Here is a 14503-nt window from a genome sequence, read left to right as displayed (position 1 = left end):
GAATATTGCCATCCCGTTTATTAATCGTTTCTGTTGTGGCTGAAAATTGACCGGATATAAACGAGACGGGGCATTCACAGGGAAGGCGATTTCGTGCCCGCAGGGCGGGCACGAAGGGGGATCAGTGTTTTTCACCAATCGGCAGAACGGTACGGCCAAACTGCTCGTTCAGCACTTCGCCCATTGCCAGGTAAATGGCGCTGGCGCCACACACCAGGCCAATCCAGCCGGCAACGTGAATGATGCCTTCACCGTTATCGACCAGGTGGCCAATAGACAGCAGGGCGAACAGCACGGTCAGGCTCAGGAACACGAACTGCAGCGCACGGTTACCGACCAGCGTGCCGAAGAACATGAACAGCGTGAAGACGCCCCACAGGCCCAGATAAACGCCCATAAACTGTGCGTTCGCCGCATCGGCCAGACCCATTTTCGGCAGCAGCAGAATAGCGACCAGCGTCAGCCAGAAAGAGCCGTACGAGGTAAACGCAGTCAACCCGAAGGTATTGCCTTTCTTATATTCCAGCAGCCCTGCGAAGATTTGTGCGATGCCGCCGTAGAAAATGCCCATCGCCAGGATAACGCCATCCATTGGGAACATCCCAATGTTATGCAGGTTCAGCAGAATGGTGGTCATGCCGAAACCCATCAGACCCAGCGGAGCCGGATTAGCCAACTTAGTGTTGCCCATAATTCCTCAAAAAATCATCATTAATATGGTGAAATGGTGTGACCCTCGCCAATTCTCCCTGGCGGGGCGCGGCATGATAATCAGCGCAGGCGACGGCGTCTATGATCTGAGCAGGGTGAAATTAAAAATTTTTTTATCCTCCCCCCTTGATGGATGCCGTTGCGACCCCATCTTGTAGTCAACCGCAGTGAGTGAACCTGAAAATAATCAAATCGGGGACAGTTGAAAAAGCATCATCTGCCCTTATTACAGGTTCACAACCACATGTATGACCGAATTTTTAGTGGAGACGTTTAGATGGGTAAAATTATTGGTATCGACCTGGGGACTACCAACTCTTGTGTAGCGATTATGGATGGCACTACTGCACGTGTGCTGGAGAACGCCGAGGGCGATCGCACCACGCCTTCTATCATTGCTTATACCCAGGACGGTGAAACTCTGGTTGGTCAGCCGGCTAAACGTCAGGCCGTGACAAACCCGCAAAACACCCTGTTTGCGATCAAACGCCTGATTGGCCGCCGCTTCCAGGACGAAGAAGTGCAGCGTGATGAAGCCATCATGCCGTACAAAATCATCGGTGCTGATAACGGTGATGCGTGGATTGATGTAAAAGGTCAGAAAATGGCACCGCCGCAGATCTCTGCAGAAGTGCTGAAAAAAATGAAGAAAACGGCTGAAGATTACCTGGGTGAACCAGTAACTGAAGCGGTTATCACCGTACCGGCATACTTTAACGATGCTCAGCGTCAGGCAACCAAAGACGCGGGCCGTATCGCCGGTCTGGAAGTAAAACGTATCATCAACGAACCGACTGCCGCTGCGCTGGCATACGGTCTGGATAAAGAAGTCGGCAACCGTACTATCGCGGTATACGACCTCGGTGGCGGTACTTTCGATATCTCTATTATCGAAATCGACGAAGTTGACGGCGAAAAAACGTTTGAAGTTCTGGCTACCAACGGTGATACCCACCTGGGTGGTGAAGACTTTGACAGCCGTATGATCAACTATCTCGTTGACGAGTTTAAGAAAGATCAGGGCATTGACCTGCGTAACGACCCGCTGGCAATGCAGCGCCTGAAAGAAGCCGCAGAAAAAGCCAAAATCGAGCTCTCTTCTGCGCAGCAGACCGACGTGAACCTGCCGTACATCACTGCAGACGCGACCGGTCCAAAACACATGAACATCAAAGTGACTCGCGCGAAACTGGAAAGCCTGGTAGAAGACCTGGTTAACCGTTCCATCGAGCCGCTGAAAGTTGCTCTGCAGGACGCAGGTCTGTCCGTATCCGAAATCCAGGACGTTATCCTGGTCGGTGGTCAGACGCGTATGCCAATGGTTCAGAAGAAAGTGGCTGAATTCTTTGGTAAAGAGCCGCGTAAAGACGTTAACCCGGACGAAGCCGTTGCTATCGGCGCTGCGGTCCAGGGTGGTGTACTGACCGGTGAAGTGAAAGACGTACTGCTGCTGGACGTTACCCCGCTGTCGCTGGGTATCGAAACCATGGGCGGCGTGATGACTGCGCTGATCAGCAAAAACACCACCATCCCGACCAAGCACAGCCAGGTGTTCTCTACCGCTGAAGACAACCAGTCTGCGGTAACCATCCATGTGCTGCAGGGTGAGCGTAAACGTGCTGCGGATAACAAAGATCTGGGTCAGTTTAACCTGGATGGTATCAGCCCGGCGCCGCGCGGTATGCCGCAGATCGAAGTGACCTTCGATATCGATGCTGACGGTATTCTGCACGTCTCCGCAAAAGACAAAAATAGCGGTAAAGAGCAGAAGATCACCATCAAGGCCTCTTCTGGTCTGAACGAAGAAGAGATCCAGAAGATGGTTCGCGAAGCGGAAGCCAATGCGGAATCTGACCGTAAGTTTGAAGAGCTGGTTCAGACCCGCAACCAGGGTGACCATCTGCTGCACAGCACCCGTAAGCAGGTTGAGGAAGCGGGCGACAAACTGCCAGCAGACGACAAAACCGCTATCGAGTCTGCACTGAGCGCGCTGGAAACGTCTCTGAAAGGCGAAGACAAAGCTGATATCGAAGCCAAGATGCAGCAACTGGCGCAGGTTTCCGAGAAGCTGATGGAAATCGCCCAGCAGCAGCACGCACAGCAGCAGGCTGGTGCAGCAGGCGCTGATGCATCTGCGAACAATGCGAAAGACGACGACGTTGTTGACGCTGAGTTCGAAGAAGTTAAAGACAAAAAATAATCGCCCTGATGCAGGGTAATTAATCGGCACGGGCGAAGAGGTTTCCTCTCCGCCCGTGCTCGCATGTTAAGGGGCTGAAAAAACCAATGGCAAAGCAAGATTTTTACGAGATTTTAGGCGTTTCCAAAACCGCGGAAGAGCGTGAAATCAAGAAGGCGTACAAGCGCCTGGCCATGAAGTTTCACCCGGACCGTAACCAGGGTGACAAAGAGGCCGAAGCCAAATTTAAAGAGATTAAAGAAGCCTACGAGATCCTGACCGATGCGCAAAAGCGTGCGGCATACGATCAGTATGGTCATGCCGCGTTTGAACAAGGCGGTATGGGCGGTGGCGGCGGATTCGGTGGCGGTGGCGGTGCTGATTTCAACGATATCTTTGGTGACGTATTCGGCGATATCTTCGGCGGTGGCCGCGGTCGTCAGCGTGCATCCCGTGGCGCAGACCTGCGTTACAATATGGACCTGTCGCTGGAAGAAGCCGTACGTGGCGTGACGAAAGAGATCCGCATCCCGACGCTGGAAGGGTGTGATGTTTGCCACGGCAGCGGTGCGAAAGTCGGCACCAAGCCACAGACCTGTCCAACCTGTCACGGCTCCGGCCAGGTGCAGATGCGTCAGGGCTTCTTCGCGGTGCAGCAGAGCTGTCCGCACTGTCAGGGTCGCGGTACGTTGATCAAAGATCCGTGCAACAAATGCCACGGTCACGGTCGCGTTGAGAAGACCAAAACCCTGTCTGTTAAAATTCCGGCAGGCGTGGATACCGGCGATCGCATTCGTCTTTCTGGTGAAGGCGAAGCGGGCGAACATGGCGCACCGGCAGGCGATCTGTACGTTCAGGTTCAGGTGAAACAGCACGCGATTTTTGAGCGTGAAGGTAACAACCTGTACTGCGAAGTACCGATCAACTTTGCGATGGCGGCGATGGGCGGCGAAATCGAAGTGCCGACGCTGGATGGTCGCGTAAACCTGAAAGTGCCCGGTGAAACCCAGACCGGTAAGCTGTTCCGTATGCGCGGTAAAGGCGTTAAATCGGTACGCGGCGGTGCGCAGGGTGACCTGCTGTGTCGCGTGGTGGTGGAAACCCCGGTTGGCCTGAACGAAAAACAGAAGCAGCTCCTGAAAGAGCTGCAGGAGAGCTTCGGCGGCCCGACGGGTGAGAACAACAGCCCGCGTTCCAAAAGCTTCTTTGATGGCGTGAAAAAATTCTTCGACGATTTGACCCGCTAATTTTTAGCTGCAGTTTTTTCTTCAAGCCCGGAAGCGATTCCGGGCTTTTTGTTTGTCAAAAAATAATTCGTAAAAACTGAGTATATACTCAATATTAACCTGCTTTTACCGATGAATGACCTCAAGTATGATGGTTTTAACGAGGGATTGTCATAGAGAGAGAAAGTAAAAGTGAAACTTCTACACCGTTTTTTCCAAAATGAGGCCTCCGGCGGCATCATTCTTATTCTGGCTGCGGCCTGTGCCATGCTGCTGGCTAACCTGGGCGTTACCCGTGATCTGTACCATGCATTTCTGGAAACCCCTGTAGAACTCCGGGTCGGCGTGCTGGAAATCAACAAGAACATGCTGCTGTGGATCAACGATGCGCTGATGGCGGTCTTTTTCCTGCTGGTAGGGCTGGAAGTCAAACGCGAGCTGGTTCAGGGCTCACTGGCCAGCCGCCAGAGAGCAGCGTTCCCGGTGATTGCCGCCATCGGCGGGATGGTGGTTCCGGCGCTGATCTATCTGGCCTTTAACTATCAGGATCCCGTCGCCCGTCACGGCTGGGCGATCCCGGCGGCTACGGATATCGCCTTTGCGCTCGGCGTTCTGGCACTGTTGGGCAACCGCGTGCCGATGGCGCTGAAAATCTTCCTGATGGCGTTGGCTATCATCGATGACCTGGGTGCGATTGTGATTATCGCTCTGTTCTACACCAGCGAGCTGTCGGTACTCTCGCTGGGCGTCGCGGCGGCGGCAATTGCGGTGCTGGCGATCCTGAATATCTGCAACGTACGTCGGGTTGGCATTTATGTGCTGGTCGGGGTGATTCTGTGGACTGCCGTACTGAAGTCGGGCGTGCATGCCACCCTGGCAGGCGTGATTATCGGCTTCTTTGTGCCGCTGAAGCCGCAGGAGGGCAAATCACCCGCTAAGCAGCTCGAGCATGTTCTGCACCCGTGGGTTGCCTTTATGATCCTGCCGCTGTTTGCGTTCGCCAACGCCGGTGTGTCGCTTGAAGGTGTGACGCTGGATGGGCTGACATCGATGCTGCCGCTGGGCATCATTGCCGGGCTATTTATCGGTAAGCCGCTGGGTATCAGCCTCTTCTGCTGGCTGGCGCTGAAATTTAAACTGGCGTCATTGCCGCACGGGACAACGTGGCGGCAGATCATGGCGGTTGGCGTGCTGTGCGGAATTGGTTTTACCATGTCGATTTTTATCTCGACGCTGGCGTTTGGCCCGCATGCTCCGGAGCTGATCGTCTGGGCTAAACTCGGTATTTTAACCGGGTCGCTGCTGGCGGCAGGGATCGGCTACACCTTACTGAAGATGAAATTGTCGGGGCAAGTACACCCGGCCTGACAGGACGCCGGGAGGGCAGCACATCCCTCCCGGCAATACGATCAAGGAGTGAGAATGATATGTCCCATCTTAACTACAACCACCTCTATTACTTCTGGCATGTCTATAAAGAGGGCTCAGTAGTCGGTGCTGCAGAAGCACTGTACCTGACGCCCCAGACGATAACCGGACAGATAAAAGCGCTGGAAGAGCGCCTGCAGGGTAAGTTATTCAAGCGCAAAGGGCGCGGCATTGAACCGAGTGAGCTGGGCGAGCTGGTGTTTCGTTATGCGGATAAGATGTTCACGCTGAGTCAGGAGATGCTCGACATTGTGAACTACCGCAAGGAGTCGAACCTGCTCTTTGACGTGGGCGTGGCGGATGCGCTGTCCAAACGGCTGGTGAGCGGCGTACTCGATGCTGCCGTGGTGGAAGATGAACAGATCCATCTGCGCTGCTTCGAGTCGACCCACGAGATGCTGCTGGAGCAGCTGAGTCAGCATAAGCTGGATATGATTATCTCCGACTGCCCGATCGATTCAACCCAGCAGGAAGGGCTATTCTCGGTGAAAATTGGCGAGTGTGGCGTCAGCTTCTGGTGCATTAACCCACCGCCGAAAAAACCGTTTCCCGCCTGCCTGGAAGAGCGTCGTTTACTGGTACCCGGACGGCGTTCGATGCTGGGACGCAAGCTGCTGAACTGGTTTAACTCGCAGGGACTTAACGTTGAGATTCTGGGTGAGTTTGATGATGCGGCGCTGATGAAAGCGTTTGGTGAAGCGCACAACGCAATTTTTGTCGCGCCGACACTCTATGCACAGGATCTTTATGCGGATGAAAAAATTACGGAGATTGGTCGGGTCGATAACGTGATGGAAGAGTATCACGCCATATTTGCTGCACGAATGATTCAGCATCCGGCGGTGCAACGTATCTGTAACCGGGATTACTCTGCGCTGTTTACCCCACCGACGTTTTAAAGACATAAAAAAACCCGCGTTAAGCGGGTTCTTCTAAAACAAGCAACAACAAGTGGCGATTAAGCCAGTTTGTTGATCTGCGCGGTCAAGTTTGCTTTATGACGCGCTGCTTTGTTTTTGTGGATCAGACCTTTAGAAGCCTGACGATCCACGATCGGTTGCATTTCGTTAAATGCTTTCAGTGCAGCAGCTTTGTCGCCAGCTTCGATAGCTGCGTATACTTTCTTGATGAAAGTACGCATCATAGAGCGACGGCTTGCATTGTGCTTACGAGCCTTTTCAGACTGTACAGCACGTTTCTTAGCTGATTTGATATTAGCCAAGGTCCAACTCCCAAATATGATCTATGTGGACAATTCAAAGGCCGAGGAATATGACCTCTTAGCCTTCTTTTGTCAATGGATTTGTGCAAATAAGCGCCGTTAATATGACAACGCTCGTTACGTGTGATGGCGCAGGATTCTACCAGCTTGTGGCGTCTGAATACAGCTTTTCGGCACAAAAAACGTCACAGGCAGTCAGTTTTTTTCGTGCTGAAAGGCAACCACGATGAAATCATTACGGCTTTCTGTTTTGCGGCAACAATCGCCGGTTAACGTTCACCGCTGTACAAGGTATACTTTCACGATTTTCACTGTTTTGAGCCAGTCATGAAGCTGATACGCGGCATACATAATCTCAGTCAGGCCCCGCACGGGTGTGTGCTGACTATTGGTAATTTCGACGGTGTGCATCGTGGGCATCAGGTGCTGTTGCAGCGATTGCGTGAAGAAGGCCAGGCGCGTGGTCTGCCGGTGGTGGTGATGATTTTCGAGCCGCAGCCGCTGGAGCTGTTTGCCAGCGAAAAAGCCCCCGCACGGCTGACCCGCCTGCGTGAAAAGGTACGCTACCTTGCGCAGTGCGGCGTGGACTATGTCCTGTGCATCCGTTTTGATCGACGCTTCGCCGCGCTGACGGCACAAAATTTTGTCGGCGATCTGTTAGTCGAACGCCTCGGGGTGCAGTTCCTCGCCGTAGGTGATGATTTCCGCTTTGGCGCTGGTCGCCAGGGGGATTTCTTGCTATTACAGAAGGCTGGCCTGGAGTACGGTTTTGACGTCACCAGCACGCAGACTTTTTGCGAGGGCGGGGTGCGCGTCAGTAGTACGGCCGTTCGTCAGGCGCTGGCCGACGATAATCTGGACGTTGCCGAGAGTTTGCTCGGGCGTCCGTTCTCTATTTCCGGGCGCGTGGTGCATGGTGATCAACTGGGCCGCACGATTGGTTTCCCTACGGCGAACTTACCGTTGCGTCGTCAGGTCTCCCCGGTAAAAGGGGTCTTTGCGGTTGAAGTAACGGGGCTGGGTGATAAGCCCCTCCCGGGTGTGGCCAATATTGGTACTCGCCCGACAGTTGCAGGCGTACGCCAGCAGCTTGAAGTGCATTTGCTGGACGTTGTAATGGACCTTTACGGTCGCCATATAGATGTAATCCTGCGTAAAAAAATACGCAATGAGCAGCGATTCGCCTCGCTCGATGAACTGAAAGCGCAAATCGCGAGAGATGAATTAACAGCCCGCGAACTTTTTGGGCTATCAAATCCGGCTTAATGCCTGAGATATAAATACGGAACCGAGAATCTGATGAGTGACTTTAAATCAACCCTGAATTTGCCGGAAACAGGGTTCCCGATGCGCGGCGACCTCGCCAAGCGTGAGCCGGGAATGCTGGCGCGTTGGACTGATGATGACCTGTACGGCATCATCCGTGCGGCCAAAAAAGGTAAAAAAACCTTCATTCTGCATGATGGCCCTCCTTATGCGAATGGCAGCATTCATATTGGTCACTCTGTAAATAAGATTCTGAAAGACATTATCGTGAAGTCCAAAGGCCTCACGGGTTATGACTCCCCTTATGTTCCGGGCTGGGACTGCCACGGTCTGCCGATCGAGCTGAAAGTGGAGCAAGAATTTGGTAAGCCGGGTGAGAAGTTTACCGCTGCTGAATTCCGCGCCAAATGCCGTGAATATGCTGCTACTCAGGTGAACGGTCAGCGCGAAGACTTTATCCGTCTGGGCGTGCTGGGCGACTGGTCGCACCCGTACCTGACCATGGACTTCAAAACTGAAGCCAACATCATCCGTGCGCTGGGCAAAATCATCGGCAACGGCCATCTGCATAAAGGCGCTAAGCCGGTGCACTGGTGCGTGGACTGCCGTTCTGCGCTGGCAGAAGCGGAAGTGGAGTATTACGACAAAACCTCCCCATCCATCGACGTTGCCTTTACTGCCGTCGATCAGGACGCGGTGCAGGGCAAATTCGGCCTGCCGGGCGTCAGTGGCCCAATCTCGCTGGTTATCTGGACCACCACCCCGTGGACCCTGCCTGCTAACCGTGCGATCTCTCTCTCTGCTGAGATCGAGTACGCGCTGGTGCAGATCGAAGGTCAGGCGCTGATCCTGGCGAAAGAGCTGGTCGAAAGCGTTCTGAAACGCGCCAATATCACGGACTACACCGTGCTCGGTACGGTGAACGGCGATGCGCTGGAACTGATGCGCTTCAAACACCCGTTCCTCGACTTCGATGTCCCGGCGATTCTGGGCGATCACGTGACGCTGGAAGCGGGTACCGGTGCGGTTCATACCGCCGGCGGCCACGGTCCTGACGACTACAACATCAGCCTGAAATACGGTCTGGAAATCGCTAACCCGGTCGGCGCGGACGGCGCTTACCTGCCAGGCACGTATCCGACCCTGGACGGCGTGAACGTCTTTAAAGCTAACGACATCATCGTCAACATGCTGCGCGACAACGGTACGCTGCTGCACGTTGAAAAAATGCAGCACAGCTATCCGTGCTGCTGGCGTCACAAGTCACCGATCATCTTCCGTGCGACCCCGCAGTGGTTCGTCAGCATGGATCAGAAAGGCCTGCGCGCGCAGTCCCTTTCCGAAATCAAAGGCGTGCAGTGGATCCCGGACTGGGGCCAGGCGCGTATCGAATCGATGGTTGCCAACCGTCCTGACTGGTGTATCTCCCGTCAGCGTACCTGGGGCGTGCCAATGTCTCTGTTCGTTCATAAAGAGACGCAGGAACTGCATCCAAACACGCTGGAACTGATGGAAGAAGTTGCTAAGCGTGTTGAAGTGGACGGCATTCAGGCGTGGTGGGATCTCGATTCCCGCGACATCCTGGGCGCTGACGCGGACAGCTACGAGAAAGTGCCAGACACCCTCGACGTGTGGTTCGACTCCGGTTCAACCCACTCCTCCGTGGTTGATGTACGTCCGGAATTTACCGGTCACGCCGCCGACATGTATCTGGAAGGATCTGACCAACACCGCGGCTGGTTTATGTCATCGCTGATGATCTCCACCGCCATGAAGGGCAAAGCGCCGTATCGCCAGGTGCTGACCCACGGCTTCACCGTCGATGGTCAGGGCCGCAAGATGTCCAAATCCATCGGTAACACTGTCTCTCCGCAGGACGTGATGAACAAACTGGGCGCCGATATTCTGCGTCTGTGGGTGGCATCTACTGACTACACCGGCGAAATGGCGGTTTCCGATGAGATCCTGAAACGTGCTGCCGACAGCTATCGTCGTATCCGTAACACCGCGCGCTTCCTGTTGGCGAACCTCAACGGTTTCGATCCAGTAAAAGACATGGTGAAACCGGAAGAGATGGTGGTGCTGGATCGCTGGGCAGTCGGGTGTGCCCAGGCGGCACAGGATGACATCCTGAAGGCATACGAATCTTACGATTTCCATGAAGTGGTGCAGCGCCTGATGCGCTTCTGCTCCATTGAGATGGGCTCGTTCTACCTCGACATCATCAAAGATCGCCAGTACACCGCTAAAGCGGACAGCGTGGCGCGCCGCAGCTGCCAGACCGCACTGTTCCATATCGCAGAAGCGCTGGTGCGCTGGATGGCACCGATCATGTCCTTCACCGCAGATGAAATCTGGGGCTACCTGCCGGGCGACCGTGAGCAGTATGTCTTTACCGGTGAATGGTATGAAGGGCTGTTTGGCCTGGGCGAAACTGAAGCTATGAACGATACCTTCTGGGACGAGCTGCTGAAAGTGCGCGGCGAAGTGAACAAGGTGATCGAGCAGGCGCGTGCTGACAAGAAAGTCGGCGGCTCGCTGGAAGCAGCAGTGACGCTGTACGCTGAACCTGAGCTGGCGGCGAAGCTGACCGCGCTCGGTGATGAATTACGATTTGTCCTGTTGACCTCCGGTGCCCGAGTTGGGGATTATGCCGATGCGACTGCTGATGCCCAGCAGAGCGAACTGCTCAAAGGGCTGAAAGTGGCGCTGGTGAAAGCCGACGGTGAGAAGTGCCCGCGCTGCTGGCATTACACCACTGATGTCGGTCAGGTGGCGGAACACGCAGAGATCTGCGGACGCTGTGTCAGCAACGTCGCCGGTGTTGGCGAAAAACGTAAGTTTGCCTGATGAGTAAATCTCTCTGTTCAACAGGGCTGCGCTGGCTGTGGCTGGTGGTAGTCGTGCTGATTATTGATTTGGGCAGCAAGTACCTGATCCTCCAGAATTTTGCTCTGGGGGATACGGTGCCGCTGTTCCCGTCACTGAATCTGCACTATGCGCGCAACTACGGCGCGGCGTTTAGCTTCCTGGCTGACAGCGGCGGCTGGCAGCGCTGGTTCTTCGCGGGTATCGCGCTCGGTATCTGTGTCGTACTGGCGGTGCTGATGTACCGTGGGAAAGCCACGCAGAAGCTGAATAACATTGCCTACGCGCTGATCATTGGCGGCGCGCTGGGTAACCTGTTTGACCGTCTGTGGCACGGCTTCGTGGTCGATATGATCGACTTCTACGTCGGCAACTGGCACTTCGCGACCTTCAATCTGGCCGATACGGCGATTTGTATTGGTGCGGCGATGATTGTGCTGGAAGGCTTCCTGCCAAACGCGGCGGCGAAGAAACAGGCGTAACAGTACATGCCGGATGGCGTAGCGCCATCCGGCAAAACAAGTGAGCACTCTGCATGTCTAAATCCGTACAGTCCAACAGCGCGATGCTGGTTCATTTCACGCTGAAACTTGATGATGGCTCCACGGCGGAGTCCACCCGCAATAACGGCAAACCGGCGCTGTTTCGTCTTGGTGATACCTCCCTGTCTGAAGGTCTTGAGCAGCAGCTGCTGGGGCTGAAAGAGGGGGAGAAAAAAGCCTTTTCACTGGAGCCGGATGCCGCATTTGGCGTACCGACCCCGGACCTGATCCAGTATTTCTCGCGTCGTGAGTTTATGGATGCGGGTGAACCGGAAATCGGCGCGATTATGCTCTTTACCGCAATGGATGGCAGCGAAATGCCTGGCGTGATCCGTGAAATCAACGGCGACTCAATCACCGTCGATTTTAACCACCCGCTCGCCGGGCGTACCGTCCATTTTGATGTTGAAGTACTGGAAATCGACCCGGTACTGGAGGAAGTAAATGCAGATCCTGTTGGCTAACCCGCGCGGTTTCTGTGCCGGAGTAGACCGCGCTATCAGCATTGTCGAAAACGCGCTGGAGCTTTACGGCGCGCCTATTTATGTTCGCCATGAAGTGGTGCATAACCGCTACGTGGTCGATAGCCTGCGCACGCGCGGGGCGATCTTTATCGAACAGATCAGCGAAGTGCCGGATGGCGCGATCCTGATTTTTTCCGCCCATGGTGTCTCCCAGGCGGTTCGTAACGAAGCGAAGAGTCGCGATCTGACCGTGTTCGACGCCACCTGTCCGCTGGTGACCAAAGTGCATATGGAAGTCGCTCGTGCCAGTCGTCGTGGCGAAGAGTCGATCCTGATTGGTCACGCGGGTCACCCGGAAGTTGAGGGCACGATGGGCCAGTACAGCAACCCGAAAGGGGGGATGTACCTGGTTGAATCCCCGGAAGATGTCCTGACGCTGGACGTTAAAAACGAAGCCAAACTGTCGTTTATGACCCAGACCACGCTTTCGGTGGACGATACGTCCGACGTGATTGATGCGCTGCGCAAGCGCTTCCCGAAGATCGTCGGTCCGCGTAAGGACGATATCTGCTACGCCACCACCAACCGTCAGGAAGCGGTACGTGCTCTGGCGGAGCAGGCTGATGTGGTGCTGGTTGTCGGCTCGAAGAATTCGTCTAACTCCAACCGTCTGGCCGAACTGGCGCAGCGCATGGGGAAAGCCGCGTTCCTGATCGATGATGCTACCGATATTCAGGAAGCGTGGGTAAAAGGCGCTGGCTGCGTTGGTGTGACCGCCGGAGCCTCTGCGCCGGATATCCTGGTCCAGAACGTGATTGCGCGTCTGCAGGAGCTTGGTGGGGGGGATGCCATCCCGCTGGCCGGCCGGGAAGAGAACATCGTCTTCGAAGTGCCCAAAGAGCTGCGTATCGACGCAAAGGAAGTCGAGTAACCTGCATCCAGCCAAATCAAGCCAGCAAATTCGTTGCTGGCTTTTTTTTGTTTGCCGCCTTGTGCGGCTAAATCATGTCTTTTACTGATACTTCCCGCTGTTTATCATTAAATTCTAATTATTGGCGTTTTCGGATGGCGGCTTCGTCAGAGGCTGGTTAATCTGAAAACGGTTTACATCATTTTAACGTAAGAGAATAACTATGCATGATGCACAGGTTCGCGTCGCGATTGCTGGCGCGGGTGGCCGTATGGGCCGCCAGTTAATTCAGGCGACGCTGCAGATGGATGGCGTCAGTCTTGGCGCGGCGCTGGAGCGCGAAGGCTCGTCGCTGTTAGGCGCGGATGCCGGAGAGTTAGCGGGCGCAGGCAAGTCAGGCGTCACTGTACAAAGCAGCCTTGAGGCGGTCAAAGACGATTTCGACGTGTTTATCGATTTCACTCGTCCGGAAGGCACCCTGACGCATCTGGCGTTTTGTCGTCAGCATGGCAAGGGCATGGTTATCGGCACCACTGGTTTTGATGACGCAGGCAAGCAGGCTATCCAGGATGCTTCAAAAGAGATTTCCATTGTCTTTGCGGCCAACTTCAGCGTCGGCGTGAACGTCATGCTTAAGCTGCTGGAGAAAGCGGCAAAAGTGATGGGGGAGTACACCGATATCGAAATCATTGAAGCGCACCACCGTTATAAAGTCGATGCGCCGTCAGGTACTGCGCTGGCAATGGGCGAAGCGATTGCCCAGGCGATGGATAAAGATTTGAAGGATTGTGCTGTGTACACCCGTGAAGGTTATACCGGTGAACGCGTGCCTGGCACCATTGGTTTTGCGACCGTCCGTGCCGGCGATATCGTGGGTGAGCATACCGCCATGTTTGCTGATATCGGCGAGCGCGTTGAGATCACTCATAAAGCATCGAGCCGGATGACTTTTGCAAATGGGGCTGTTCGTTCTTCAATTTGGTTGAAAGGCAAAAAAGATGGCCTCTTCGACATGCGAGATGTGCTTGATCTCAATAATTTATAATCATGTTTACCCTTCGTGATGTGGTTATTGCAGTCATAATTAGTTGATTGCAAAGGGCAATATTTTATTGCCCTTTTATTTTTACCTGTCCGGTTATCATTTTTATTCTAACGTTCCATATTTATAGGTTATATCCTGTTTATTTGGTTTCCTGTTGTGAATTTTGACCAAATGGTCCACTTTTTCAGGTGCTGACCGTCGTATTAAAACTAAATCTGACCCGCAAGCGTTTTCTCAGGTGATTTAGTTGATCTTTTTGCCCGTTAACACCCTTCTCAGCCATCAGTGGCGCAAAAACAACAAACAAAATACGCATTATCAGTTGACTTTACCCTGCCAAATCCCCAGAATGCCGCCGTTTGCCGAAAATCCACATGCAGCAAATTTGCATTGCTTCACACCATGGTTGTGAATTAATATGCAGATAAAGTGAGTGAATATTCTCTGGAGGGTGTTTTGATTAAGTCAGCGCTATTGGTTCTGGAAGACGGAACCCAGTTTATCGGTCGGGCCATAGGGGCAACAGGTTCGGCGGTTGGGGAAGTCGTTTTCAATACTTCAATGACCGGTTATCAAGAAATCCTCACTGATCCTTCCTATTCCCGCCAAATCGTCACTCTTACTTATCCCCATATTGGTAAT

13 protein-coding genes are annotated in these 14503 nt (G+C 54.0%); 11 read left to right on the top strand and 2 right to left on the bottom strand.

Annotated features, from left to right (window positions below; genetic code table 11):
* Window positions 1-121: 121 nt before the first annotated feature.
* Window positions 122-691, bottom strand: a complete 570-nt coding sequence (satP, locus tag ACRDD5_RS03780) for an acetate uptake transporter (protein WP_271282502.1) — start codon at window positions 689-691, stop codon at window positions 122-124.
* 297 nt (window positions 692-988) lie between these two features.
* Between satP and dnaK the strand changes: the two genes are divergently transcribed.
* From dnaK to nhaR, 4 genes are all read left to right on the top strand, one after another.
* On the top strand, window positions 989-2911 hold the full coding sequence (gene dnaK, locus ACRDD5_RS03775; protein WP_271282501.1) for a molecular chaperone DnaK: 1923 nt from the start codon (window positions 989-991) through the stop codon (window positions 2909-2911).
* Window positions 2912-2997: 86 nt separating this feature from the next.
* Entirely contained in the window at window positions 2998-4137 is a 1140-nt protein-coding gene (dnaJ, locus tag ACRDD5_RS03770; protein WP_271282500.1) for a molecular chaperone DnaJ, read from the top strand.
* A 171-nt stretch (window positions 4138-4308) separates the two neighbouring features.
* Window positions 4309-5484, top strand: coding sequence for a Na+/H+ antiporter NhaA (gene nhaA, locus ACRDD5_RS03765; protein WP_271282499.1), 1176 nt, complete (start codon window positions 4309-4311; stop codon window positions 5482-5484).
* A 59-nt stretch (window positions 5485-5543) separates the two neighbouring features.
* Window positions 5544-6443, top strand: a complete 900-nt coding sequence (gene nhaR, locus ACRDD5_RS03760; protein WP_271282498.1) for a transcriptional activator NhaR — start codon at window positions 5544-5546, stop codon at window positions 6441-6443.
* 59 nt (window positions 6444-6502) lie between these two features.
* Here nhaR and rpsT read toward each other — a convergent pair whose 3' ends face one another.
* Complete coding sequence (gene rpsT / locus ACRDD5_RS03755) at window positions 6503-6766, bottom strand: 30S ribosomal protein S20 (RefSeq protein ID WP_044612007.1); 264 nt, start codon at window positions 6764-6766, stop codon at window positions 6503-6505.
* A 327-nt stretch (window positions 6767-7093) separates the two neighbouring features.
* Between rpsT and ribF the strand changes: the two genes are divergently transcribed.
* The 7 genes from ribF to ACRDD5_RS03720 form a co-directional block, all read left to right on the top strand.
* Window positions 7094-8032, top strand: a complete 939-nt coding sequence (gene ribF / locus ACRDD5_RS03750) for a bifunctional riboflavin kinase/FAD synthetase (protein ID WP_271282497.1) — start codon at window positions 7094-7096, stop codon at window positions 8030-8032.
* Between the two features lie 33 nt (window positions 8033-8065).
* Window positions 8066-10882, top strand: a complete 2817-nt coding sequence (gene ileS, locus ACRDD5_RS03745) for an isoleucine--tRNA ligase (RefSeq protein WP_271282496.1) — start codon at window positions 8066-8068, stop codon at window positions 10880-10882.
* Window positions 10882-11382: a signal peptidase II gene (lspA, locus tag ACRDD5_RS03740; RefSeq protein WP_271282495.1), complete on the top strand. Its 501-nt coding sequence runs from the start codon at window positions 10882-10884 to the stop codon at window positions 11380-11382. Before ileS ends, lspA begins: the two co-directional genes overlap by 1 nt.
* Window positions 11383-11435: 53 nt before the next feature.
* Complete coding sequence (fkpB, locus tag ACRDD5_RS03735) at window positions 11436-11906, top strand: FKBP-type peptidyl-prolyl cis-trans isomerase (RefSeq protein WP_271282494.1); 471 nt, start codon at window positions 11436-11438, stop codon at window positions 11904-11906.
* Window positions 11887-12837, top strand: a complete 951-nt coding sequence (gene ispH, locus ACRDD5_RS03730) for a 4-hydroxy-3-methylbut-2-enyl diphosphate reductase (RefSeq protein WP_438675976.1) — start codon at window positions 11887-11889, stop codon at window positions 12835-12837. The genes fkpB and ispH overlap by 20 nt, the downstream gene beginning before the upstream one ends.
* Window positions 12838-13039: 202 nt before the next feature.
* Window positions 13040-13861: a 4-hydroxy-tetrahydrodipicolinate reductase gene (gene dapB / locus ACRDD5_RS03725; protein ID WP_438675975.1), complete on the top strand. Its 822-nt coding sequence runs from the start codon at window positions 13040-13042 to the stop codon at window positions 13859-13861.
* 456 nt (window positions 13862-14317) lie between these two features.
* A partial coding sequence (locus tag ACRDD5_RS03720; protein WP_438675977.1) for a carbamoyl-phosphate synthase domain-containing protein occupies window positions 14318-14503 on the top strand: 186 nt, incomplete at its 3' end.

The organism is Silvania sp., from assembly GCF_051656365.1.
In the GTDB taxonomy this organism is placed as follows: domain Bacteria; phylum Pseudomonadota; class Gammaproteobacteria; order Enterobacterales; family Enterobacteriaceae; genus Enterobacter; species Enterobacter hatchlandensis.
Note: the sequence above shows the minus strand (reverse complement) of the source record. Positions and strands in the feature narration are given on the sequence as shown.

Excerpts from the sequence above, each read along its gene's own strand:
- satP (WP_271282502.1), bottom strand. The coding sequence starts at position 691 with ATGGGCAACACTAAGTTGGCTAATCCGGCTCCGCTGGGTCTGATGGGT.
- dnaK (WP_271282501.1), top strand. The coding sequence starts at position 989 with ATGGGTAAAATTATTGGTATCGACCTGGGGACTACCAACTCTTGTGTA.
- dnaJ (WP_271282500.1), top strand. The coding sequence starts at position 2,998 with ATGGCAAAGCAAGATTTTTACGAGATTTTAGGCGTTTCCAAAACCGCG.
- nhaR (WP_271282498.1), top strand. The coding sequence starts at position 5,544 with ATGTCCCATCTTAACTACAACCACCTCTATTACTTCTGGCATGTCTAT.
- ribF (WP_271282497.1), top strand. The coding sequence starts at position 7,094 with ATGAAGCTGATACGCGGCATACATAATCTCAGTCAGGCCCCGCACGGG.
- ileS (WP_271282496.1), top strand. The coding sequence starts at position 8,066 with ATGAGTGACTTTAAATCAACCCTGAATTTGCCGGAAACAGGGTTCCCG.
- lspA (WP_271282495.1), top strand. The coding sequence starts at position 10,882 with ATGAGTAAATCTCTCTGTTCAACAGGGCTGCGCTGGCTGTGGCTGGTG.
- fkpB (WP_271282494.1), top strand. The coding sequence starts at position 11,436 with ATGTCTAAATCCGTACAGTCCAACAGCGCGATGCTGGTTCATTTCACG.
- ispH (WP_438675976.1), top strand. The coding sequence starts at position 11,887 with ATGCAGATCCTGTTGGCTAACCCGCGCGGTTTCTGTGCCGGAGTAGAC.
- dapB (WP_438675975.1), top strand. The coding sequence starts at position 13,040 with ATGCATGATGCACAGGTTCGCGTCGCGATTGCTGGCGCGGGTGGCCGT.